The sequence below is a fragment of the Streptomyces sp. NPDC005799 genome (assembly GCF_040630525.1).
Classification (GTDB): Bacteria; Actinomycetota; Actinomycetes; order Streptomycetales; family Streptomycetaceae; genus Streptomyces; species Streptomyces griseorubiginosus_B.
The window spans coordinates 1-21,695 of record NZ_JBEXXQ010000013.1 but is presented as its reverse complement, the minus strand read 5'-3'; the positions used below and the strand labels follow the sequence as shown (position 1 = coordinate 21,695).

The 21,695-nt window shown below is 69.0% G+C and carries 31 protein-coding genes, 1 tRNA gene and 2 pseudogenes; 14 read left to right on the top strand and 20 right to left on the bottom strand.

The annotated features are described in order from the left end of the window. Positions 1-40: 40 nt before the first annotated feature. Positions 41-421, bottom strand: coding sequence for an antibiotic biosynthesis monooxygenase (locus ABZ453_RS14980; protein WP_359015194.1), 381 nt, complete (start codon positions 419-421; stop codon positions 41-43). On the opposite strand from ABZ453_RS14980, the gene ABZ453_RS14975 reads away from it, so the two are divergent. The 3 genes and pseudogenes from ABZ453_RS14975 to ABZ453_RS14965 all read left to right on the top strand — a co-directional run bounded on the left by ABZ453_RS14975 (position 371) and on the right by ABZ453_RS14965 (position 2,564). After that, entirely contained in the window at positions 371-2,053 is a 1,683-nt protein-coding gene (locus ABZ453_RS14975) for a recombinase family protein (RefSeq protein ID WP_359015192.1), read from the top strand. The genes ABZ453_RS14980 and ABZ453_RS14975 overlap by 51 nt on opposite strands. Positions 2,054-2,315: 262 nt before the next feature. Beyond that, positions 2,316-2,402, top strand: a pseudogene (locus ABZ453_RS14970) (recombinase family protein); the annotation flags it as partial. Further along, positions 2,388-2,564, top strand: coding sequence for a helix-turn-helix domain-containing protein (locus ABZ453_RS14965; RefSeq protein WP_359015443.1), 177 nt, complete (start codon positions 2,388-2,390; stop codon positions 2,562-2,564). The pseudogene ABZ453_RS14970 and the gene ABZ453_RS14965, both read left to right, overlap by 15 nt. Positions 2,565-2,751: 187 nt before the next feature. Here ABZ453_RS14965 and ABZ453_RS14960 read toward each other — a convergent pair whose 3' ends face one another. The 4 genes from ABZ453_RS14960 to ABZ453_RS14945 form a co-directional block, all read right to left on the bottom strand. Beyond that, positions 2,752-3,420, bottom strand: a complete 669-nt coding sequence (locus ABZ453_RS14960) for a hypothetical protein (RefSeq protein WP_359015190.1) — start codon at positions 3,418-3,420, stop codon at positions 2,752-2,754. 243 nt (positions 3,421-3,663) lie between these two features. After that, positions 3,664-4,200 (bottom strand): GNAT family N-acetyltransferase, encoded by a 537-nt coding sequence (locus tag ABZ453_RS14955; protein WP_359015188.1) that lies wholly within the window; start codon positions 4,198-4,200, stop codon positions 3,664-3,666. A gap of 104 nt (positions 4,201-4,304) precedes the next feature. Beyond that, positions 4,305-4,796, bottom strand: a complete 492-nt coding sequence (locus tag ABZ453_RS14950) for a hypothetical protein (RefSeq protein WP_359015186.1) — start codon at positions 4,794-4,796, stop codon at positions 4,305-4,307. Positions 4,797-5,052: 256 nt separating this feature from the next. Further along, positions 5,053-5,478 (bottom strand): VOC family protein, encoded by a 426-nt coding sequence (locus tag ABZ453_RS14945; RefSeq protein WP_208781533.1) that lies wholly within the window; start codon positions 5,476-5,478, stop codon positions 5,053-5,055. A 117-nt stretch (positions 5,479-5,595) separates the two neighbouring features. Between ABZ453_RS14945 and ABZ453_RS14940 the strand changes: the two genes are divergently transcribed. The 4 genes from ABZ453_RS14940 to ABZ453_RS14925 all read left to right on the top strand — a co-directional run bounded on the left by ABZ453_RS14940 (position 5,596) and on the right by ABZ453_RS14925 (position 8,723). Then, positions 5,596-5,787, top strand: a complete 192-nt coding sequence (locus ABZ453_RS14940; RefSeq protein WP_359015183.1) for a hypothetical protein — start codon at positions 5,596-5,598, stop codon at positions 5,785-5,787. Positions 5,788-5,918: 131 nt separating this feature from the next. Beyond that, the gene (locus ABZ453_RS14935) at positions 5,919-6,068 is read left to right on the top strand and encodes a hypothetical protein (RefSeq protein WP_359015181.1); all 150 of its coding nucleotides are present in this window, start codon (positions 5,919-5,921) and stop codon (positions 6,066-6,068) included. A 134-nt stretch (positions 6,069-6,202) separates the two neighbouring features. Then, the gene (locus ABZ453_RS14930; RefSeq protein ID WP_359015179.1) at positions 6,203-7,684 is read left to right on the top strand and encodes an FG-GAP and VCBS repeat-containing protein; all 1,482 of its coding nucleotides are present in this window, start codon (positions 6,203-6,205) and stop codon (positions 7,682-7,684) included. A 76-nt stretch (positions 7,685-7,760) separates the two neighbouring features. Beyond that, positions 7,761-8,723 (top strand): Yip1 family protein, encoded by a 963-nt coding sequence (locus ABZ453_RS14925; protein WP_359015178.1) that lies wholly within the window; start codon positions 7,761-7,763, stop codon positions 8,721-8,723. 38 nt (positions 8,724-8,761) lie between these two features. On the opposite strand, the gene ABZ453_RS14920 is transcribed toward ABZ453_RS14925, so the two are convergent. The 4 genes from ABZ453_RS14920 to dcd all read right to left on the bottom strand — a co-directional run bounded on the left by ABZ453_RS14920 (position 8,762) and on the right by dcd (position 11,044). Continuing rightward, the gene (locus tag ABZ453_RS14920) at positions 8,762-8,980 is read right to left on the bottom strand and encodes a hypothetical protein (protein ID WP_207929794.1); all 219 of its coding nucleotides are present in this window, start codon (positions 8,978-8,980) and stop codon (positions 8,762-8,764) included. 210 nt (positions 8,981-9,190) lie between these two features. Then, positions 9,191-9,844: a DUF6518 family protein gene (locus tag ABZ453_RS14915; protein ID WP_359015176.1), complete on the bottom strand. Its 654-nt coding sequence runs from the start codon at positions 9,842-9,844 to the stop codon at positions 9,191-9,193. 118 nt (positions 9,845-9,962) lie between these two features. After that, entirely contained in the window at positions 9,963-10,472 is a 510-nt protein-coding gene (locus ABZ453_RS14910) for a phosphoribosyltransferase (protein WP_359015174.1), read from the bottom strand. After that, positions 10,469-11,044: a dCTP deaminase gene (gene dcd, locus ABZ453_RS14905; protein ID WP_359015172.1), complete on the bottom strand. Its 576-nt coding sequence runs from the start codon at positions 11,042-11,044 to the stop codon at positions 10,469-10,471. Before dcd ends, ABZ453_RS14910 begins: the two co-directional genes overlap by 4 nt. A gap of 514 nt (positions 11,045-11,558) precedes the next feature. Between dcd and ABZ453_RS14900 the strand changes: the two genes are divergently transcribed. After that, positions 11,559-11,632, top strand: a tRNA-Gly gene (locus tag ABZ453_RS14900). A gap of 109 nt (positions 11,633-11,741) precedes the next feature. Further along, positions 11,742-12,053: a hypothetical protein gene (locus tag ABZ453_RS14895; protein WP_359015170.1), complete on the top strand. Its 312-nt coding sequence runs from the start codon at positions 11,742-11,744 to the stop codon at positions 12,051-12,053. 46 nt (positions 12,054-12,099) lie between these two features. On the opposite strand, the gene ABZ453_RS14890 is transcribed toward ABZ453_RS14895, so the two are convergent. The 11 genes from ABZ453_RS14890 to ABZ453_RS14840 form a co-directional block, all read right to left on the bottom strand. Then, positions 12,100-13,251: a tyrosine-type recombinase/integrase gene (locus ABZ453_RS14890; RefSeq protein ID WP_359015168.1), complete on the bottom strand. Its 1,152-nt coding sequence runs from the start codon at positions 13,249-13,251 to the stop codon at positions 12,100-12,102. After that, positions 13,251-13,463 carry an excisionase family DNA-binding protein gene (locus ABZ453_RS14885; RefSeq protein WP_359015166.1) on the bottom strand — a complete coding sequence of 71 codons (213 nt, stop codon included), beginning with the start codon at positions 13,461-13,463 and terminating at the stop codon, positions 13,251-13,253. The genes ABZ453_RS14890 and ABZ453_RS14885 overlap by 1 nt, the downstream gene beginning before the upstream one ends. Continuing rightward, positions 13,460-14,761: a replication initiator gene (locus tag ABZ453_RS14880; protein ID WP_359015441.1), complete on the bottom strand. Its 1,302-nt coding sequence runs from the start codon at positions 14,759-14,761 to the stop codon at positions 13,460-13,462. Before ABZ453_RS14880 ends, ABZ453_RS14885 begins: the two co-directional genes overlap by 4 nt. Positions 14,762-14,907: 146 nt before the next feature. Further along, positions 14,908-15,159, bottom strand: coding sequence for a SpdD protein (locus ABZ453_RS14875; protein ID WP_359015164.1), 252 nt, complete (start codon positions 15,157-15,159; stop codon positions 14,908-14,910). Between the two features lie 24 nt (positions 15,160-15,183). Next, on the bottom strand, positions 15,184-15,378 hold the full coding sequence (locus tag ABZ453_RS14870; RefSeq protein WP_240869941.1) for a hypothetical protein: 195 nt from the start codon (positions 15,376-15,378) through the stop codon (positions 15,184-15,186). Positions 15,379-15,394: 16 nt separating this feature from the next. Further along, positions 15,395-15,586 carry a mobile element transfer protein gene (locus ABZ453_RS14865; RefSeq protein WP_359015162.1) on the bottom strand — a complete coding sequence of 64 codons (192 nt, stop codon included), beginning with the start codon at positions 15,584-15,586 and terminating at the stop codon, positions 15,395-15,397. 2 nt (positions 15,587-15,588) lie between these two features. Beyond that, the gene (locus ABZ453_RS14860; protein WP_359015160.1) at positions 15,589-15,774 is read right to left on the bottom strand and encodes a hypothetical protein; all 186 of its coding nucleotides are present in this window, start codon (positions 15,772-15,774) and stop codon (positions 15,589-15,591) included. Positions 15,775-15,786: 12 nt separating this feature from the next. Further along, on the bottom strand, positions 15,787-16,425 hold the full coding sequence (locus tag ABZ453_RS14855; RefSeq protein ID WP_359015158.1) for a DUF2637 domain-containing protein: 639 nt from the start codon (positions 16,423-16,425) through the stop codon (positions 15,787-15,789). Positions 16,426-16,509: 84 nt separating this feature from the next. Next, positions 16,510-17,886: an FtsK/SpoIIIE domain-containing protein gene (locus tag ABZ453_RS14850; protein WP_359015156.1), complete on the bottom strand. Its 1,377-nt coding sequence runs from the start codon at positions 17,884-17,886 to the stop codon at positions 16,510-16,512. Continuing rightward, positions 17,886-18,245, bottom strand: coding sequence for a hypothetical protein (locus ABZ453_RS14845; RefSeq protein WP_359015154.1), 360 nt, complete (start codon positions 18,243-18,245; stop codon positions 17,886-17,888). Before ABZ453_RS14845 ends, ABZ453_RS14850 begins: the two co-directional genes overlap by 1 nt. Before the next feature lie 167 nt (positions 18,246-18,412). Beyond that, on the bottom strand, positions 18,413-19,204 hold the full coding sequence (locus tag ABZ453_RS14840; RefSeq protein ID WP_359015152.1) for a GntR family transcriptional regulator: 792 nt from the start codon (positions 19,202-19,204) through the stop codon (positions 18,413-18,415). Positions 19,205-19,313: 109 nt separating this feature from the next. Between ABZ453_RS14840 and ABZ453_RS14835 the strand changes: the two genes are divergently transcribed. The 5 genes and pseudogenes from ABZ453_RS14835 to ABZ453_RS14815 all read left to right on the top strand — a co-directional run. Beyond that, the gene (locus ABZ453_RS14835; RefSeq protein WP_359015439.1) at positions 19,314-19,721 is read left to right on the top strand and encodes an NUDIX hydrolase; all 408 of its coding nucleotides are present in this window, start codon (positions 19,314-19,316) and stop codon (positions 19,719-19,721) included. Between the two features lie 46 nt (positions 19,722-19,767). Then, on the top strand, positions 19,768-20,196 hold the full coding sequence (locus ABZ453_RS14830; RefSeq protein WP_359015150.1) for an ATP-binding protein: 429 nt from the start codon (positions 19,768-19,770) through the stop codon (positions 20,194-20,196). Next, positions 20,190-20,543: a hypothetical protein gene (locus ABZ453_RS14825; protein ID WP_359015149.1), complete on the top strand. Its 354-nt coding sequence runs from the start codon at positions 20,190-20,192 to the stop codon at positions 20,541-20,543. The genes ABZ453_RS14830 and ABZ453_RS14825 overlap by 7 nt, the downstream gene beginning before the upstream one ends. Beyond that, positions 20,540-20,917: a hypothetical protein gene (locus ABZ453_RS14820; protein ID WP_359015147.1), complete on the top strand. Its 378-nt coding sequence runs from the start codon at positions 20,540-20,542 to the stop codon at positions 20,915-20,917. The genes ABZ453_RS14825 and ABZ453_RS14820 overlap by 4 nt, the downstream gene beginning before the upstream one ends. A gap of 224 nt (positions 20,918-21,141) precedes the next feature. Continuing rightward, positions 21,142-21,597: pseudogene (locus ABZ453_RS14815) on the top strand (transposase); the annotation flags it as partial. Between the last annotated feature and the right edge of the window lie 98 nt (positions 21,598-21,695).

Below are 21,695 nucleotides of genomic sequence, written 5' to 3'. Positions count from 1 at the left end.
GGGGGCGCCGCTTTTCTCTGTCCACGGCTATGTCCAGGGTCTACGCGCCCTTCGGACCCGCCGACTGCACCACGTCGAACGACCACAGGGTCGCCCCGGAGGCCGCGGGCTTCGGCCGCTCCCCACCCTCGGAGCCGCCCTGGTGCGCGGACTTCATCGCCCCCTCCATCCAGGCCTGGAACGACTCCTCGTCCCGCCACCGCGTGTACACGAGGTACTGATCGGTCCCCTCGACCGGCCGCAGCAGTTCGAACCACTCGAACCCGTCGGACCCCTCCACGGCATGGGCCCGCGAGGCGAACCGCTTCTCCAGCACCTCGCGCTGCTCGGCGGGCACGGTCAACACGTTGATTTTAACTACGCTAGGCACATGACACCTCTCGTCAAACGGGGCCTCGACTGGACCCCTAACCTGGACCATGTGCGCGCAGTGTCCTACATCCGACAGTCAAGGAAGCGTGAGGACGACTCCGCGTCGTCCCCCGAAGCACAGCGGACCAAGTGCGAGGCGCTGATCACGGCCAAAGGCTGGGACAACGCGGGTCACTTCGCCGACGTCGGTAAATCCGGCTGGGACCCCAAGGTCGTCCGGCCGGAGTTCGAGGAGATGATGTCCGCCGTCCGCGCCGGGCACGTAGACGCAGTGGTCGTGTTCTCGCTGTCCCGCCTCACTCGACAGGGTGCCCTTGAGGCCATGCTGATCAATGAGGAGCTGGCCAAACACGGCGTGCTGCTCGTCAGCGTCGAGGAGCCCTACCTGGACACATCCACCCCCATGGGCGTCGCGATCTTCGGCCTCATCGCTGCGCTGGCCCAGCAAGAGTCCGACATGAAGTCGGCGTACATCACGGCGACGAAAGAGACTCTGAGGGCAGCGGGTAGCCACGTGTCCGGCATGGCCCCGTACGGCTTTCAGTCGACGCGTGAGCCGCGCGGGGAACTTGTGGTGGTCAAGCTGGTTCCCGATCCCGCTGAGGCCTCGTACGTGCGCGACATGGTGTCCTGGGCGCTGGGCGGCATGACCGCATCGGCCATGGCTCGCAAGCTGAACACTGAGGGCGTACCGACCAAAGCAGCGGACATGTCAGCGCGTGTGACCGCCCGCCGGGCCCGAGGCGTAAGCCAGCCACTGGAGCGTACGACGTGGGTGTCGTCCACTGTGCTCCGCATCCTCCGTGACCCGCGCCTTGCTGGCTACGCCGCCGAACGCCAGGGGACGAAGCGCGTCATCCTGCGCGACGACTCAGGGGCCCCGCTGGCTGCGCATGAGCCGATCATTCCGCCGGATGACTGGTGGCGCCTTCAGGACGTACTCGACGGCCGTGCGCCCCAGGTGGTCCGTCAGGGTGGGCGCTCCGTGCCGTCTCTGCTGGGTGGCGCCGGGATGCTCTTCTGTGGCGTCTGCGGGTCGTCCATGGTGACCGACCGGCGGGAGGGCAAGCAACTCTATCGGTGCAACCGGGCCCAGTCCGGCGCCGTACCGGGACACGGTGGTCTGGCCATCAACATGGACGCCGCTGACGACGTGGCGGTCCGTACCGTGTGGTCCCGCCTGACAGCGCTGGACCCCGAAGACCCGGAAGATCTCGAATGGCTCGCCGAGGCCGCACGCCGGTTTGCAGCGCAAGCGGACACGGGCGAGCGACAGGCCGAACTAGCAGCAGCACGCGCCGAGTTGGAGCACGTACGGGAAGCGCTCCGCACGCTGTATGTCGACCGGCAGGCAGGCTTGTACGCGGGTGCCGTGGGCGACCAGATGTTCCGTGAGTCCGTGGAGCGGTTGACAGCGCATGAGGCGCGAACGGCCGGACGCGTGGAAGAACTGGGGACCGCCGAGGCCGGCACGGTGGCGATCCCCTCGGAGTGGACGGACCCGGAGGGCGACCCGCTGGGGCCAGAGTCGACGTGGGCCGGTTGGGCCCTTTCCGAACGACGGGAGTTCCTTGCGCTGTTCGTTGACCGTGTAACCGTGGCACGCAGCGTGGGCAGAGGCCGGAACGCGAACACGGCGGAACGGGTGGCCGTGCACTGGGCGGAGGCACCAGCCAAGTAGGCGCCTGAGAGCCGTTCACGGCCCGTTGTCGGTAACCCTCGGCGGCGGGCCGTTCGGCGTTCCTGGGGTGTGTTTGCCTTCCCGAGGTGTTGGCGGCGACTGCATCTAGAGTTGTCGCACTTCGGTTCGGGTTTCGTCGGCGGTATGACGAAGTGTCGTTCGGGGGTGGGCCCCGCTAATCCTCTGCTTTGCCTCTTTACCCCTTGCCTGGACCCCTGGCCCAACCGTTGCGGCTACTGGCCTGTAGCGCCCTCACCGGAAGTTCTTCTTCACGATGATGGTTGCCTTCGCGGAGCTGGAGCGAGACATGATCGTTGAGCGGACCCGCGCCGGGCTGGACGCTGCAAAGGCTCAGGGTCGGACCGGCGGGCGCCCCACCGTCATGGATGCTGACAAGCTCGCTGCGGCCAAGGCGCGTAAGGCCAAGGGAGAGAGCGTCACAGCCATTGCCAAGGCGCTCGACGTGTCCCGCGCGACGCTGTACCGGGCGCTTGCCGACGCGGAGTGGTGACCCGGCCCGATTAAGAGACCGTCTGCCCACCGTGGGCGGACGGTCTTCCTCATGCCTTGGCGCAGGGGGGCGGGTCAATCTCTGAGCGGAGAGACCTCATGGACCCGGCCCCCATGCGCGCGTACATCGCTGCGAAATTACGACCCGGGGGTCGGCCCAGGTTGTAGCCACGGCCCACTACGGCTCATCAGCCATGGACCTGGTGCTCCACGCGGTGACGGATGTACTCGTCTGGATGCGATCGGGCGATCATCACTGCGGCCTCCACAAGGTCATGCAGCTCAGGCGGATAGGCCGACTTCCGCAGCGGCAGTCCGGGGAGAATGCAGCGCCGAACGTCGAGGTGCTCGTTATTCACGAACTCTCGGAGCGCGGCCTCGTACCACTCACCCACCATGACAGACCTGTCGTTGGCCTCTGGCTGGCTTTCGATGCCTGAGGCCTCAGCCCTGACTTTGGAGAGCCGAAGCGGCAGCGCCGACCAGTACCAAGCCCGCGCAGCGCCTGCCCGCTCCTGGTTGGTTCCCGTCCGCAGATAGTCCAGCAGCGCGGAGCGGACGCGTCGGTATCCGAAGGCATTCAGGGCCGGCTCAACGAACTGGCGGTTGAAGCTCGGGTCCGGGTCACAGACCGCCGCCTTCATGAGCACGACGAAGGACGGCTCGGACAGCACCAACTCCCGGCGGCATGCCTCGCGCAAGGCGCCGCGCACTTGGTGTCGCCACTGCCGCTCATCACCAGCAACTGACTCGGCGGCGACATCGAGCCTTAGAACCCGGACCATGTCCGCCAGGCACTGCTGGAACAGCTCCCTCCCGTCCTCCGTGCGCCCTGGCAGTGCCATGAACCCTTGCACGGCGCTCCCCGCGCCTCTCGCAGCCGTCTCGTCTCCGTCAACAGTCAATTGCCCCTCCGTTGTCCCAGGCCCACACGGAATGCTTCCCCAGCCCGTGCTTGGATGGCGGGCGGGGACGCTGAGCCAGTCTGCTGCTAGTTGGCCATCAGGGCGCGCAATTCGCATCGCTGCAGGTGTAGATTATGTGCTTACCTTGGCTACTTCATTGATCTTGACGACGCTCATGTCCTGCCGCAGGGGCGATCAGGACGGTGTGAGCGGGGATCGCATGCCGAGCCATTGTTCGGCGCCCCATGCCTCGAACCGCTCCACCTCGGTGAACCCCAGCTTCACCGCGAGCCGCATCGAGCCGAGGTTGGCGGTCTGGGTGGCGAGCACCACCGGCTCACCGGGAAGCACGCCGTCGAGCCAGCCGAGCGCGGCCGCACACGCCTCGCCGGCGTACCCGAATCCCCATGCCCGGGGCAGGAAGAGGTACCCGAGCTCGGCCTTGCCCACGGCAGCCGGACGACTGCGTCCCGTTGCCCTCCTGAGCAGGATCTGGCCGACCATCGACCCATCGAGATCGACGACGAAACTCCCGGGCCACCGTTCGGGCACCTCAGGCAGCTCGCGCTCGAGCTCACCGCGCGGCCGAGGACCGCCGAGGTAGGTATGGACCTCCGGTGAGGCAAGCAACTCGATGAACGCCCCACGGTCCCGGGCGTCGGACTCACGGAGCACAAGCCTTTCAGTCCGGATCGGCTCAGGCGGCCAGGCGACAGGTCCCAGATCTTCCATCCGTGCACGCTAACCAGTACTGAAGGCAGCTGAACGGGAAACGCTTGCCTCCGCCCGTATCCGAGACTCGGCGTCAATCGCAGGGGGACGCCCGGCATGCGGAGCTAGTAACGCAGGGCCCTGGCGACGTCGGTGCGGACGGGGCCGGACAGCTTGCGGTTGCTGTGGGCGGTGGCCTTGCCGTCCTTCCCCGCTCCGACATCGTTGAGCGTCACCACGGTGGTATCCAGGAGGTTGCCCGCCTGGTCGCGGAAGTCGACCTGGACCGCGAACGACTTCGCCGAGTCCGCGCTGTTGTGCGCACGCACCGCCACGGTGCTCCGCCCGTCGGCGTCCGTGGCCGGGGTGCCCAGGTGTACGTCGTCCTTGGCGTCGATCCCGTTCTGCACGTCCTCCAGGCGCCGTCTGGCCTCAGCCGAGGCCGAAGCCAGCGCGGAAGCACCCTGCGAGGCCAGCGACGGCACGGCGGAGGAGACCGCCGAGGCCGCCGAGGACACCACGGAGGAGGCGACGGACGAGGCCACGGAGGAGGCGATGGAGGCAGCCTTGCTACGACTGGTCGACGCCGTCCCCGAACTGTCGGAGCAACTGGTCATACCGGCCACGGCACAGGCCAACAGCAGTGCGGTCGCACCACACCGGGTGCTTCTCGTCCTCAGACGCCCTGCCATGTCTTCTCCCCTGCTGGACCGGTGGTTACCGACTCCCAGTCAAGGACGCCCGGCCGGTGACCGCACGCCGCACGGGGCCGCGCCGACGCACTTCACCCGGATGGCGCGACGCCGCCCGCCACCCGCAGTCTCCCGATCCCTGGGCCGGCCCGATTCACCCCTCGCGGGTGAGACACCCCGCTCAGACCACGGGCTCCCCGATCGCCAGCAGGTTGCCCTCGCTGTCGTGGAACCAGGCGCCGCGTTCGCCGCGGTAGCCCTTGCTCGGGTAGTTCCCCTCGACCTCGGCGATTCCGCCCACGGTCCGCAGCCCGGGTACGTCCACCTCCTCGAACTCCACACCGCGCCGCCGGAGTTCGGCGACCACCGCCTCGATGTCCGCCACCTCCCAGGCCATCTGCGTGAACGTGCCGGGCGAGGCCCCCGTCGACCGGAAGACCACGAAGTCCACTCCGCCGCACCGGTACAGCAGCCCGCCGGGCCGCTCGTCCACGGGCTCGAGCCCGAGCACCTCGGCGTAGAAGCGCCGGGCCCGGTCCAGGTCCTGCGCGGGCAGCCGGGTGGCCACCTTCCCCCGGGCCAGGAACATCCGTCCATCTGTGTCCATGTCTCCACTGTGCCGTCTCCCCCTGACACCGGCCTGCGAGGATCACCGGGACCGTACGGATACGACCGCACGCATACGACCGTGCGCATGCGGCTGTTGGAATGCTGAGGTGGGGGCGTGACCTTTCTGGTGCTGCTCGGTGTGCTGGTGCTCGTCGTCGGCGGGTGTGTGTGCGTGTGGTGGGCGGCCCGCGGCGGCCCCCGCTGGGCCCGCGCCGTGGCCACCGTGACACTGGCCGCCGGCGAGTTGGTGCGCCGGTCGGAGAAGAACGGCCGCCGGAGGCGCGACGGAGGTGGCGACGGCGACTAGGGACGACCGGAAGGCGGGAACAGCACAACAGGGGCTCACCGAAATCCCGTACAACCCTTACGCCTCACAGGCGGTCTCCTCATCGCGACACCGCGCGATCCCGGGATCATTCGCGACTCTTGGAGCCCCTCTTGCCCAGCCGTACCCCCGGCGCCGGCCTGCCGGCCGCCGCTCTGCCCATCGCCGCCCTGGCGCCGAAGGAAGCGGGAGCGGCCGTCACGGCCGGAGAGCCGGGCTGCCTCGGCGGCCGCCCGTACGGCGGCACCGCGCTCGCCGGCTGACCCGCTCCCTCACGTCGCCCGCTGCCCCAAGCCTCGCCGGCTGACGCCCTCCGGCCACCACGGCCCCGTACCGCCACCGCCCCACACAACCGGGGATGCCCGTCCGGTGTCCCCGCACGCCGCAGGAGAACCTGATGCACAAGCCCCTGAGACTCGCCCTCGCGACGGCCACCGCCGTCGCGCTGACGGGCGGGCTGGTCACCGTCACGGCCGCCACCGCGACAGCCGCCGACTCCGTCCACGTCCGGCAGGCCGACTTCAACGGCGACGGGATCGGCGACATCGCCACCTCCGCGTACACCGCGTACGTCAGCGGCCACAAGAACGCCGGCCAGGTCGTCGCCCTCTACGGCACCGCCACCGGCGTCTCCTCCGCCAAGCGCACCACGATCAGCCAGGACACCACCGGCGTCCCGGGCGCCGCCGAGGCCGGCGACGACTTCGGCGCGGCGCTGGCATACGCCGACTTCAACCACGACGGCTACGACGACCTCGCCGTCGGCTCCCCGGGCGAGAAGGTCGGCACCGACACGAACGGCGGCTCCCTGGTCATCCTGCTGGGCTCCCGAAGCGGCCTCACCGGCAGGAGCGTCAACGTCCCCGACCCGGCCCCCTCCTCCCACGACTTCTGGGGCATGAACCTGGCGGCCGGCGACTTCGACGGCGACGGGAAGGCGGATCTGGCCGTCGGCAGTTCCTCCAACGTCCTCTACGTCTACAAGGGCGGCTTCACCAACAGCGGCACGCCGGGCGGCCGTTACACCATCAAGCCGCCGATCGAGCAGGGCAGCAACGACTCACCGTACGGCCCGATGCACCTGACCGCGGGTGACGTCAACGGCGACGGCCGCACCGACCTGATCGTCGACGGCTACGAGACGAGGACCTCCCGGCACTGGAACACCAACTACTGGATCCCCGGCACCGCGAGCGGTCTGAGCGTCGCCGGCGCCAAGACCCTGAGGACCGGCGTCGTCACCGGTGTCGGCGACATCAACGGCGACGGCTACGGCGACATCGTCAGCGGTGCCTCGTGGGACGCCACCGCCAGTGACGGCGCCACGATCCCGGACTCCGCCAAGGGCGGCAAGGTGAACATCACCTACGGCTCCGCGTCCGGGCCGGGCCGCACCAGCGGTCTCACCCAGGACACCGGCAACGTCCCCGGTGCCTCGGAGACCGGCGACGGCTTCGGCTGGGACCTCGACCTCGGCGACGTCAACGGCGACGGCTTCCAGGACCTGGTGGTCAGCTCCCCGAACGAGGACCTGGGCGGTGTCACCAACACCGGTACGGTCACCGTCCTGTACGGCTCCGCCGCCGGTCTCAACACCACGTCCGGCATGCAGAACCTCGCCCAGAGCACGCCCGGCGTCCCCGGTGAGGACGAGAAGAGCGACCTGTTCGGCGCCGACGTCAAGCTCGACGACGTCACCGGCGACGGCAAGGCCGACCTGGTGGTGGGCTCGTACGAGAACGGCGGCGACGGGGCCATCACCTACCTGCCCTCCAACGGCACGAAGATCACCACGACCGGCTCCCGCGCCTTCTCCGCGAGCGCGTCCGGCGTCTCCACCACCGGAACCCCGCAGTTCGGCGCCTTGTTCGCCGACTGACCCGCACCGGCCCGGGACCGGCCGTCCCGCCCCCTTTGGATCTCCCTAGGGGACGCCTTTACCTCCCCCTTAGGGGATGTCACAGCTCGGCAGCAAAGCCGGGCCCGAACCGCCGGGCCCGGCACGTCACTCTGCGGGACCGGGTACGTTCGAAGGCGTGGCTGGATTCAGGATCGGACGCGGCGCCCGGAACAACGGCGCTCCGCAAACGCGACCGCAACAACCCCCGTACGGACAGCAGGCGCCGCAGGGGCCGTCGTACGGCTACCCGCCCGCCCCGCAGCCGTACCCGGGACAGGGGCAGGGGCAGTACGGAGGTGGTTACGGCGGCCGGGACGAACCGGAGTACTTCGGTGACGGCGGCTACGCCCCGCAGGGCGGCCCCGACCCGTACGCGGCCAACAACCCGGGCCACACCCAGGCGTTCTCGGTGGGCGAGGACCCGTACAACCAGGGCGAGACCTATCGCGCGGGCTCGGCGCCGGCCGGGCCGATCGGTCCCCGGCTGCACTGGAAGGACCTGCTGAGGGGGATCGTCCTCGCCCCCAACCAGACCTTCCTCCAGATGCGCGACTACACGATGTGGGGCCCGGCCCTCGTCGTGACGTTCCTCTACGGCCTCCTCGCGGTCTTCGGCTTCGACGGCGCCCGGTCGGACGCGATCAACGCGACCCTCTCCAACGCGGTGCCGATCGTCCTGACGACCGCTGTGGCGATGGTGATCTCCGCCTTCGTCCTGGGCGTGGTGACCCACACGCTGGCCCGTCAGCTGGGCGGTGACGGGGCCTGGCAGCCCACGGTCGGCCTCTCCATGCTGATCATGTCCCTGACGGACGCGCCCCGTCTGGTCTTCGCCATGTTCTTCGGCGGTGACGCGACGTTCGTCCAGGCCCTGGGCTGGGCGACCTGGGTCGCGGCCGGCGCCCTGCTGACCATGATGGTCAGCCGCTCCCACGACCTGCCCTGGCCGAAGGCCCTGGGCGCGAGCGCGATCCAGCTGATCGCCCTGCTGTCGATCGTGAAGCTGGGGACGTTCTAGACGCTGGGGACGTTCTGGACACGGCTCGGCGGGGGTGGTCAGGCTTCCGGATCCCAGCGCTCCGGTCCCACCCCCCGCCAGTCGATCCACGGCGACTCGGCCGCCTCCGCCGGATCGATCTCCAGACCGGCACGGCGGAGGAACTCCGCCAGGTCGACCAGGCTGTGGGCCAGGCCGAGGATCTCCCCGTCCACGCGGACACGCCGACCACCGGTGGGTGAGGGCGGAAGCACGATCACGCGAATCGGTCCGGACATGCCTTCAGGATCATCCGGTATGTACGGCCCCGCACTCCGGCCCGTCATGCAAGGCTCCTTTCGCCTCTTCCGTCGGCGTCCACCCTCGGCGTCTGCCTTCTGCGTCCACCCTCGGCGAATTATCGCTCACATGTTCGATTCAAACACCACGCCTGTACCCGTTCGAGACAGGGGTATGTGTTGCGAGGCCGAGTGTCGTGGGCCGGAGGCTCAGCCGGACACCGCCTGAAGAGGCAGAACGACGATCGCGTAGGCGACGATCGCGCAGGGCACGGCCGCCGCCAGGGTGAACGCACGCTCGCGGTGCGTGCGGGCCATGAGGAGCGGGACCAGGGCGAAGACGGCGAAGCAGGCCCAGGCCTGGGACGCGCGATGAAGGTCCCAGGCGGCCGTCACCCCCTCCATCCCGAAGAGCCCGGCGAACGCGGCCAGGCCGGCGACGCGCACCCGCACACCCTCGCCGCGTCGCCACCAGCGGCCCGCGACACCGAACAGCGGTCCGGCCACACACGCCATGCCGAGCCAGACGAGCGGGAAGAGCAGGTCACCCATGCCGTCCCGCCCGAACTCGGCGTAGCCGTAGTACCCCACGACGAGCCCGGCCTCCGCACCGAGCCCCCCGACAGCGGCCAGGCGAGCCGTCCCCCGGCGGGCGAGCACGGCACCGCCGACGAAAGCGACGGCCGACCAGACGGCACCCGAGTTGGCGAGCTGGTTCCAGCCCCCTGGAAGCCACCCCTGGGCCAGGTTGGTGAGCACGCCCAGCAGCACCCCACCAACCGCCGCCGCGGCCACCGCGGCACCCCAGGCACCGGCGCCGCCGCTCCGTACCGCCGGCTCGTCGGGTATCGCAGTCGCCGCCATGCCGGCCTCCACGCTCGCACACCGCACTCCTCTTATGAGCGCGCACTATACACACAACGTATACGCGCGGTGTATAGACGCCCGGATCCCAGCCCGGGAGGGCGAGCCCCCGCTCGCCTCAGAGCGCTTCGTTCGACGGAGTGACGGGCTCGCCCGTCTTACGCACCACAGGCAGGACACTCCACGGGAAGTTGATCCAGTCGTCCGTGCGCTTCCACACGTACTCGCACTTCACCAGCGACTGCGACTTCTCGTAGATGACGGCGGAGCGGACCTCGGCGACGGCGTCGAGGCAGAAGTCGTGGACCAGTTTCAGGGTCTTGCCGGTGTCGGCCACGTCGTCGGCGATCAGCACCTTCTTGTCGGTGAAGTCGATCGCGTTGGGGACGGGCGCCAGCATCACCGGCATGTCGAGCGTCGTCCCCACACCGGTGTAGAACTCCACGTTCACCAGGTGGATGTTCTTGCAGTCCAGGGCGTAGGCGAGTCCGCCGGCGACGAAGACACCGCCGCGGGCGATGCTCAGGACGATGTCGGGTTCGTAGCCGTCGTCGGCGATGGTCTGCGCGAGCTCGCGGACGGCCGTGCCGAAGGCCTCGTAGGTGAGGTTCTCGCGCGGGGCGCTCATACCTGCGTCCGGTGGAAGTTGAGGAAGGACCGGGAGGCGGTGGGGCCGCGCTGGCCCTGGTACCGGGAGCCGTAGCGCTCGCTGCCGTAGGGGAACTCGGCGGGCGAGGAGAGGCGGAACAGGCACAGCTGGCCGATCTTCATGCCGGGCCACAGCTTGATGGGGAGCGTCGCGAGGTTCGAGAGCTCCAGGGTGACGTGACCGGAGAAGCCGGGGTCGATGAAGCCGGCGGTGGAGTGGGTGACCAGTCCGAGCCGGCCGAGGGAGCTCTTGCCCTCCAAACGCGAGGCGAGATCGGTGGGGAGCGTGATGACCTCGTACGTCGAGGCCAGGACGAACTCGCCCGGGTGCAGGATGAACGGCTCGTCGCCCTCCGGCTCCACGAGCCGGGTGAGGTCGACCTGCTCGACGGAGGGGTCGATGTGGGGGTACTTGTGGTTCTCGAACACCCGGAAGAACCGGTCCAGGCGCACGTCGACACTCGACGGCTGCACCATGGATTCGTCGTAGGGATCGATCACCACTCGCCCGGCGTCGATCTCGGCCCGGATGTCCTTGTCTGAGAGAAGCACGCCCCGAGGATACGCAAGGCGCGTGGGCGGCCCACAATCCTGCCGCGCCACGCGCCTCACGTCCGCCTGTTACCGCCGCGCGCTACCGCTTCTCGAGACTGACCGGCACGACACTGCGCAGCCGGGCACAGCGTGGACACCGCATCAGCCGACCGGGGCCGAGACGCTCGGCCTGCTGCATCGGGAACGAAGCGGTGCTGAAGACGTGCCCATCGGCACAGCGGACGACGGTGCGCTCCATCAAGTCCATGAGTCCCTTCCCCAAGAGCCGCGCCCGGATGCTGCTCACCGGACGACAAATGCCACATTACGGGATCAAAGGAACGACTCTCCAGGCGGCACTCCGACCTCACCCGGACCCTCTCCCACCCCTCCACCGTACGCCCCAACTCCGGCGCCCCGCAGCCCCATCGCCCCCCTGAAACGCACTCAGACCCCACGGCTTCGGCGCCGGGGGTCTGGGATGAGGTAAGGTAACGTTGCGTTCCGGCACCGACCCTGGTCGGCGTCTTACGCGGGTGTAGTTTAATGGTAGAACATCAGCTTCCCAAGCTGAGAGCGCGAGTTCGATTCTCGTCACCCGCTCCATGAAGAAGGCCCAGGTCAAAGACCTGGGCCGTTTTGCTATCCGCTGTGATCACTCACCGCGTGCCAGATTCGTGCCAGAACACTGATCGTCTGGATCGTTGGGGAGGACATGAGCAACCAGATCGCCGGATGGATCATGGATCGTAACCTGCGTGCCTTCCTGGAGCTGCTGTCCCGCTACGTCGACTATGCGTTCGATGACACCGACTGGGACACCATCGAAACCGGTGTCTGGGACACCGACGACGAGAAGTCCGACGGCTGGTACTCGTATCCGCTCGCCGGCACGAGCGCCACCCTGGAAGTCGGCCTCGCCCGCTCTGTCGGCAGCGAGGTGATGTCCGTCAGCGTCACCGGGGTCGAGACGCCTGAGCTCCAGCTCCGAACCGACACTCTGCTGTCCGCATTCGCCAGCATCTGACTACCGTGATGTCCCCCAGGCGTCCGAAACCTTGCCCCTTGGCGAGTCAGCGCTCCTGTGACGTATCTGGCACGGCAGCAGCTTCCTGGCGCGCCTTTCGTACAGTCGCATCGAGCCCCGCAGCAACTTCCTGCTGTCGGTCGTAGTCGGAGTGCTGATAGATCAACGCCGCCTTCTCGGAGGACTGGCCGGCGCGGACCATCGTGTCCTTGAGGGTGGCGCCCGAGCGGGTCGACAGGGTGTGTCCGGTGTGGCGAAGGTCGTAGAACCGGAAGCCCTCCGGGACGCCGACGACAGTACGGGCCTTCCGCCACTTCCGGCCGAAGGTGCTACGGCGGAAGGGGGCGCCCTTCTCGCCGAGGAAGACCAGCCCGTCAGGTCCCTTGCCCGCGAACAGCTCCATGTGGAGACGCAGCTCCGGGCGGAGGAACTCCGGCAAGTAGACGGTCCGGGTACCAGCTTCGGACTTGGTGTCGCCGGGGGCACGTCGACCGTTTGTGCGCTCCGGCTCGGCAAGGCGAACCGTGATCTTCAGTTGGTCGACGTTGATGTCCCTGCGACGGAGGCCAGCCAGTTCCTCGGGGCGGAGAGGGCCATAGGCGCCGAGGTAGACCATGAGGCGCCAGCGGGGGCCGAGCTCGTCAGCCAGGGCGTCGACCTGGGCGACCGTGGCGATGCGGCGTTCTGCTGCCTTCTCCTTTCCGGCGCCCTTGATCCGGCACGGATTGCGCTTGATCAGGTCGTCGTCCACGGCCGTCTCCATGATGCCTTTCAGGAGCCGGTACGCCTTCGCGGTCGTGGTCCTGGCGCCGGTCGTACGGAGACGTTCAGCACGCCATTCGCGCACCCGGGGTGCGGTGATCTCGTCGAGGTCCGAGTCGCCGAAGGTCGGAAGGATGTGGTCGTCGAGGAGGTAGTGGTACAGGTCCTCACTTAGTACCGAGAGCTCCCGTTCCTCGACCCACTTCTCGGCGTACAACCGGAAGTTGGCCGATCCTGCCTCCGGGTCACGCCACTCCCCCCGCCTGATCTCCGTCTGCTTCTCAGCGAGCCAGTCGTCAGCGTCCGCCGTGGTCGCGAAGGTCTCCGGAGCGGGGCGCATGACGCCGTCCGGGCCCGGATAGCGTGCCTGGTAGCGCCCGGACGGAAGGCGTCTGATCGCGCCGAAACGGCGGCGCCTGCCCTTACCGTTGGCCATCAGGCAGCCCTCCTATCGCTCAGGCGAGGCCGCCTCAGGGGCTGAACAGTCCGGGCCTGGATGAACTCCTCCACCGCGCTCTCCGGGATGCGCACATGCCGGCCCACCTTCACGTACCGGATGCGCCGCTCCTCGATCAGCCGCCGGGGGAAGCGGGCGGTCGTACCGAGCAACTCGGCGACCTGGTCGACGGACAGGTACCGGTCTTTCATGCGGTGGGCTCTCCTTCCGTTCCGGGGGCGGGTTCGAGTGATGCGGCAAGCCAGGCTTCGGCGGAGGACAGGCCCGTTCCCGCGAAGACCCAGTGGGCGAGGACGTACGTGGTGTCGGTGTCGCGTTCGGGCTGTCCGATGGCTGCCTGTGCGCGGCGCCATTCGGCGCGGGCGTCGCGGAGGGCGCCGAGGGTGGTGGAGTAGCGGCGGGATTTGGTGGAGAAGTGGCCGCGGAAGCCGAGCATGTGGGCCCAGGCGCGCAGGCGGAGTTGTTCGAGGCTCTTGCGGGCGCCGAGGTCCCAGGCGGTTCGGATCAGGCGGCGGGCGTGGTCGTTGATGTCGAGCTGGGCGAGTTCGGCGGCGAACCTCAGGGGGCGGTCGAGAGCTCCCGTGGCGGTTTCGGCGCCCTTGGTGGCGTACTTGGCGATGTATGCGGCGACCGCGCGTTCGGTGAGTTCCTGGCCGTCGTTGAAGTCGGCGGATTTGATGGTGCGGACGTCGAGTTGGCGGCCGAAGGTAAAGGTGGGAGTGCGGCCGTCGATGGTCGGGCCGTCCACGCGGACCTTGGCGGTGGCCGTGCGGATGGCGTCGGTGAGCAGCTCGGCAGTGGCCCAGGCCGGAGGCGGGGTGTCACCGCCTCCGGGGCCGTCGATGCGAATGACAGCGTGGAAGTGGACGGCGCCACGCTTCTGGTACTCGGCGACCTTGGCGAACGACACGCGCGCGTGGTCGCGGAACCGGCGCTGAGAGAGCCCAGCACGCTTGGCGACTTCCCGGCGCAGGTAGGTCGAGAAACGCCGCCAGAGGGCACCAGCGTGGGCATTCCAGAGCACGGCCCCTTCGTAGTCATACGTGTCCGGGTCTAGCGGGGTACCGAGAGCGCCGTCGTCCTGGTCGTGGTGGACGCCGCAGCGGCAGGGACGGCCGCTGGAGGGACGGTTGTGGACCGGGCCGAAGCTGGGGGCCGTGAAGGTGGCGAACACGCGCGGGTGTGCCGCCACGTGCCCCGGGATGCCCTTGCCGCCGCGCAGCCCGGAGGTGATCAGGTGGAACGTGTCGCGCCGGTACACCTCCGCGCACGCCGGACAGCGGGTCGTTCGACGGTTGTTGCAGCGGACGAGGAGTTGGCCGGCCGGAAGGTCGGCCGAGTCGAGGTGATGGAGGACGTTGCCGATCTCGCCGGTGGTGGTGTCGACGTCGTACTCGGTGCGGTGGCCGTCGAGGCGGATGGGTTGGGTGCAGCCGCCGAGGGTGGAGAGCTGACGGAGGATACCGGGGAGGGTGCCCTGGGCGGCCAGGTTCGCGACTTCCGGGAGTGGGGCCGGAGTGGTGCGGATGAAGATGGCGTTTCTCCTTCTGGCTGGCTCGGTCGGGAGGACAGGCCCCGGGGCGGCGTAATGCTTGGTCGTGTGCCGCCGCCCCGGTGGCCCGAAGGGGCGTGAGATCAGCGCCGGTTGTGGTCGCGGAGCATGGAGCGCAGGACGACCGCTGCGACGGCTACGGAGATGGCCGTAACGGCGACGGCGGCCAGGAGCGCGGTCAGGACGACTCCGCCGACGAGCACCACCGCGACCGTCTTCTTGTCGATCGAGACCGACGGCAGGGAGCGCCGTACGGGCGCCGGGTCGGTCGTGGCCGGGGCGTGGGTGTGCGCGGGCGGCGGGGTCGGGCTGTCGGGGTACTTGGGCAGGAACACGAGAACCTCTCCTTATCTACTCGTCTAGTCATGTGAGCCGTTTATGACGTCCACGCCGGACCGCGTGCCGGACTCGATCGCGGGCGCCATGAAGGTGTGGGAGAGCCAGAAGCCGAAGAGAGCGATCAGGACGACGACCCAGGTACGGACGCCGAGGAACTTGACCGCTCCCCAGGCGAAGAAGCCGAGGACGAACACGAGCGGGAGGCTGACGGTCACGGCGGGGAGGTCCCTTTCAGCGGGCGGGGCAGCGGTGGGTGCGGGCAGCGAGTTCAGCGGCGGCGCGGCTGTCGTAGTCGGCGGAGAAGGCGCAGCGCGGGGCGGTGCAGGCGGCGGTGTGTTTCTCACGGCCCCGGTTGTCGTAGGCGGTGCCGACCTGGACGGGGCCGATGCGGGTGACGTTGCGGAAGCGGCGGTTGGCGGTCATGGTCAGTCCTCCTGTCGCAGGCTGGAGCCGGGGAACTCGTTCAAGATCCGGGCAGCTTCGGCGGGGTCTGCAGTGCGATCGGCGGCCTCTTCCGCCAGGAGCCGGGCCAGCGTCGGGCGTCCGGTGTCGGCCATCTGGCGGGCCGCTTCGAGGTAGTCGGCGGCGGTGTTGAAGCAGAAGAGCGGCATGGTTCCTCCTGTTCAGGTGAGTTGTGCGGCGATGGCTTCGGCCATGGGGGCCGGGACGCCGAGGCGGGCACGGAGGGTCGGGGTGTCGATCGGGATGCCGGTGCGGGTGTGGTGCTCGGCGGCGACCTTGCGGGCGTGTTCGACCAGCGCGGCCGGGACCGGTACGGCTGGACGCTCGGGCGCCTCGATGGCGGGGTGGGCAGGTGGTTCGGGGGCGGGTTCGGGCGGGTGCTCCTGGTCCTCGATGACCTCGACGTCGTGCTCGGTGTCGTTGTCCGGTTTCGTTGTTGGGGCGGAGTGGGCGAGGAGTGTGCCGCCGAGGAAGGCGACGGCGGGCCAGCCCGCGACGAGGATGCGCAGCCAGGCCGGCACCTGGTGGATGTCGAGCAGTCCGGCGGTGGCGACGTTGGCGCCGAGGGATGCGGTCAGGGCGATGACGAACCAGCACCAGGAGGACGCTTTGCCGCCCCCGGTGCGGAGCCGGCGCCAGGCGGCGACGAGCAGCAGGTCGACGCTGATCGGGTAGGCCCACGCTTTCCAGCCGTCCTGTCCGGCCGCCGCAGCGATGTCGTGCAGGTGGGCGAAGGACAGCGCGGCGGCGATGAGGGCCTGGACGAGTACCGCGTCGACGCGGGCCAGCAGGGCGCGCACGATGTGCCTCCTTCCGGTTTCGGGCATGGCGGGGGTAGGGACGTGGCGTGAGGCGGTCACGCCAACCGGGGTTGGGGTGGAGGGTCAGTCGGTCACCGGGCGCGGCTTGAGGACCGGGGCCGGGGCCTCGACCGGCCGGAGGGGCACGGCGGGGCGGAAGGGCTTGAGCGTGGGCAGGTCGGGGACCAGGTGCGCGGAGGCGCGGCAGATCTCGGCAGCGTCGCCGAGGGAGAGGTAGGGCGTGCGGATGCGGGACCAGCCGCCGGAGGTGTCACCGGCCACGGCGAGGCCGGGCCGTTCGGGGGCGATGGCGCAGGCCGCCATGACCGCTTCCGGGGCGATGTCGCCCAGCGCCATCTTGGCGGAGGCTTCGTCGTTGACGCGGTGGCACACGCGGCCGGTCAGCTGAGCCCGCAGCATGGTGGCGCCCTTGCCGAGTTCGGCGCCGAAGCGCTGCCCGCACACCTCCAGGTAGATGCCGGCGGCGCGGCCGAGCTGGGCGAGGCGGATGAGCTGGGTGACCATCTCATCCCGCCGTTCCTCGTCCTTCTTCGTGGCGACGAGGAAGAGTTCGGCGACCTCGTCGACGAACAGCACGATCGGCGTGGGCCGTTGGTGGGCGGGCAGGCCCCAGATGTCGGAGGTGATCTCCTCGTCGGGAGTGTCCGGGGCGATGCCCTGCCGGGCCTTGATCAGGTCGTATCGGTCCTCCATTTCCTTGACGAGCACGGGCAGCAGCTCGGCCGCCTGCTCCGGGTCGGTCGCGAGTGCCGAGAGCCGGGCCGCGAACGGCGCCAGCTCCACGCCCCGCTTGCAGTCGATGCCGACCAGGGCGACCGACTGCGGGGCCAGGCCGGTGATGAGGTGGCGCAGGTACATCGACTTGCCGGACAGGGTGGCGCCGAGGGTGAGTTGGTGCGGGATGGTGCGGTAGTCGCGTACGAAGGGCATGGCGTCCTCCCGCAGTGCGACCGGGATGGACAGGTAGCCGCCGCCGACCTTGCGCGGCATCCGTACCCGCCGCAGGACGTCGAAGCCGACGAGCCGCAGTTCGACCACGCCTGGCTTGACGGTGGTGACGTATACGGCGTGAACGCCCCAGGCGTGCCGCAGCCGTTCGGCCGAGGCGGCGACGTCGGCGGGTTCCTGCCCCGGGGCGAGCCGGAGCCGGAGCCGCAGCCCGGTCGAGGTGGGCCGGATCGGGCCCCGGCGCGGCGGTACGGGCCGCACCTCGCGGTTCGTGGTGGCTTTGACCGCCAGGACCCGCAGCCGGGACGGCGCGACGGTCAGCCCGCACGCGTCCATGACTGAGCCGTAGGAGCCGAGGAGCTTGGCGGTGGATATCGGGAGGCCGACGGTGGACCAGTACACGCCCGGGTGCTTGGCCCGGGTGTAGGCGGCCCCGCCGCCGAGTGCGGCGAGGGGACCACCCACCTCCAGGAGTGTCGTCAGGTCGGTCATCAGGCGGCGGCCTCCGTGCCGGTCGCCGGGAAGGCGGCCGGGGTGACGGCGGCGGCGCGGAAGGCGATGCCGTGCCGCTTCTGCCCGTTGAACACGGACTCCCACGGCCGGGCGACCAGTCCCGGGAGCGAGACCGGCGCACCGAGCGCCAGCCCCTCGGAGACACCGCTCTCCGGAACGGTGACCTTGATCAGCGAGGACTCGCCGTCCTCGATGTGGACGACGCCGATGGTCATCAGCGCCTCACCGCTGACGGCGTCCTTGGCGATCTCGCCGGTCTGCCGGTCGCGGACCTTGGGCTCGGGAGCCTCGGTCAGCAGGATCGTCGCGGCCGAGGTCTCAATGCGGATGGTACGCAAGGAACTTCTCCTATCTACTCGTCTATACATGTAGCGTCCTGCGAACCCGATGCCGGGATCGCGTGGACCACTATGCATCACAACTTGCCCACTCGTCTATACGAGTAAGCGTGTTGGGGTGTACGAGTCCGGGAATCACCCCCGCGCATCACCGCAAACCATGACGATCAGGTCGCAGGGAGCTGGTACGACAGCACGTATGCGTCAGCCGCCATGACCGTGTCGCAGATCTCGACGGCCCGCCCCTCGGTATCGAAGGCGGTGCGGATGAGGTGGATGACCGGGACGCCGGAGGCCAGGCGGAGCGTCTTCACCTCGGCCGGCGAGGGCATCCGGGCCCGGATCTCCTCCTCGAAGTGGTCGAGTCGGTGGCCGAGTTCTTCGAGGCGGGCGTAGATGCCGCCGGGCCCGGGGTTGGGTTCGGCGATCTGCGTGCCGCGTGCGATGTCGAGCGGCAGGAAGGAGGTGGCGAACTCGACCGGCCGCCCGTCCAGCAGATATCGCCGCCGACGGGCCAGCACCCGCCGTACGGACCCGAGCCGTGCGGAGACGTCGGGACTGGCCTTCTCTTCCTTGACCTCCAGCGAGTCGACCTGGGGGTGGCTGCCGGCGGCGTCGGCCTCGACGATGAAGGCGGACTTGCCCTGGTCCCGGTGCCGTCGCGCGAACCGGTCGGAGGCCAGGCGCCGCACGGGTGGCCGGGGCCTGACGAAGACGCCCTTGCCGTGTTCGGCGTGCACGAGCCCTTCCCCCTGGAGGATGGAGAAGGAGTTTCGGACCGTCATACGGGATACCCCGTAGTGCTCGACAAGGTCGGCTTCCGAGGGCAGCTTGTCTCCCTCGTGGAATCGCCCGCGGTCGATGGCTTCGCGCAACTGGTCGGCGATCTGCCTAAAGACCGCACGATCACTTGTGGGGTCGAGGTCGCCGAGGAGGCCGGAAGGAAGAGAAGGGCTCACGCGCATACTCCTTTAGGTATCTAGACGTGTGGGCGAGTCTTGTTGCTACGGTGGAGAGCCTAGCCAGCCGAGAGGGCCGAGGAACGTGAGCATGGACCGTCCGCACTCCGTGAGCGTCGCCGGAGTGATCGTCGACGCCCAGAACTGTGCCCTCTTGATCCAGCGCCGCGACAACGGCAAGTGGGAACCCCCGGGCGGCGTCCTCGAACGCGAGGAAACCATCCCCGAGGCGCTGCAACGCGAAGTCCTCGAAGAAACCGGCATCAAGATCGCCCTCCCGGCGACGCTGACCGGCGTCTACAAGAACATGACGGGCCTGATCGTCTCGCTGGTCTTCCGCTGCCAGGCCGCCGACGGCGTGCCCACTACTGGCGACGAGACCCGCGCCCTGCGCTGGGCCACCCGTGAAGAAGTCTCCGACCTTGCCGACGAGGCGTACGCGATCCGCGTCCTGGACGCACTCGACGCGGCGTCCCCGCCGGCCATCCGCGCCCACGACGGCGTGAAACTCGTCTAGCCAAAACCCGCTGCACATGGCGGCCTACCAGCACGAAGGAACTTGTATGCACGAGTATACGAGTACGGCCCGGGTCTGGGGCCTGTCTTGCCCAGGATTCCCGGAAGAAGTCAGCCGGGCCCGCCGCTGGACCCGCGACATCCTGCGCGGCTCGCCCCTGGCCGAGGACGCCGAACTGATCGTCAGCGAACTGAGCGCAAACGCGATCCTCCACACCGGCAGCGGGCAGGACCGCGGCAGCTTCCACCTGGCCCTCGCGGTATCGGCACAGGTGGTCGCCCTGTCGGTAACGGACGAAGGAGGCACGGGCAGCGCCCCAAAGGTCGAGCACCAGGACCAGGAGGCGGAACACGGCCGGGGCCTGGGCATGGTCAGCGCCCTCGCACACCGCGTCATCGTCCACGACAGCCAAGGCGGCTACACCATCACCGCAGAACTCTTCACCGCCGGCCATCCAGGAGGCTCCCCGTGGTGACACCGACCTCGACCGAAGCCTTACCCGGACAGGCCGGCACACAGCGCACCGCATTCCAGTGCCTCGCCGCCGCCTATCCCCACCACCAGCCCCGCTCGATCACCCTGAGCGTCCACGACGCCAGCAGTGCCCGCCTGGCGTTGCGCTGGCTCAAAGAGCGTACGAGCCACATCACCGACCAACTCGACGCCCCACACGCCCGCCCAGGCCGCCACTGGCTCACCGACGAGGCCGAGCACGAACGAGCCCTCACCTACCTGACCACCGGCACGGCCTACCAACTCACGCTCCACGACGAACACACCCGCTACGTCCTCGTCACCTACCCACCAGGACCGGCCGCATGAAGACACCCACTCCCGGCTACTGGTGCGAATGCTGGACCCAAGACCTCACCACCGGACAGCCACCAACGCTGCGAGCCTCCATCGACGCCTACACGGCGCCCCAAGCGGACAGGTGGATCGCGGTCACCCTGCGCACCATCTCACCGGCCCTCGACGCCGACGCATCCGAAGAGGCATGGGACTGGCTCTACGACGGCCGCATCGAGACCAGGCGGGCCCTCCTACGCGCCGAACCCTGCACGGTGTCAGTCACCCAGACCAACACCCGCATCACCTGGACGATCCGCCCAGTCCTCTTCATCCCGCTCGCCCACCGCCAGGGCACCCAACTCCCAGCCTGCGCATACGCCTTCACGCCCCAGCCGACCGACTGAGTTACAACTTTCTCTACGGGTTCAAGGGCCCGCGCAAGCGCGGGCTGGCCCCTTGGGCCCGACCCCTCTGCGCCTACGGGGGAGTGTAAATCTAACGGCGGATCCGACGATCATGGGAGAGACGTCAAGTGACTGATACCGCCGTGGAGTTGGAGACCGTGGAGCCTGTCGAGAGTGCCCAGTTGGGGCAGCCTGTGCCCGTGTCCGACGAGCAGCTCGTCGCGATGCTGGTGGAGCGTGCCCGGTCGGAGGGGCTGCAGCTGACCGGGGAGGGTGGTCTGTTGCAGCAGCTGACGAAGCGGGTGCTGGAGTCCGCCCTGGAGGGCGAGATCACCGATCACGTCGGCTATGACAAGCACGACGCGGCCGGCAGGAACAGCGGCAACAGCCGCAACGGCACCCGGGCCAAGACGGTACTGACCGACGTCGGCCCGGTCGAGGTGAAGGTGCCCCGCGACACCGCGGGCACCTTCGAGCCGCAGATCGTCCGCAAGCGGCAGCGCCGTCTGACCGGCGTGGACGAGATGGTGCTCTCGTTGTCAGCGAAGGGCCTCACGCACGGGGAGATATCGGCTCATCTGGCCGAGGTGTACGGGGCGGAGGTGTCCAAGCAGACCATCACCACGATCACGGACAAGGTGATGGAGGGCATGGCGGAATGGCAGGCCCGCCCGCTGGACCGCGCTTGATTTCCATCGATGGTTGCGAACGCTCAGGAAGGAGATCGTTCGCATGCCTCGCGGAGGAGCCAACCGCAAGCCGACGGCGGCCAGACAGC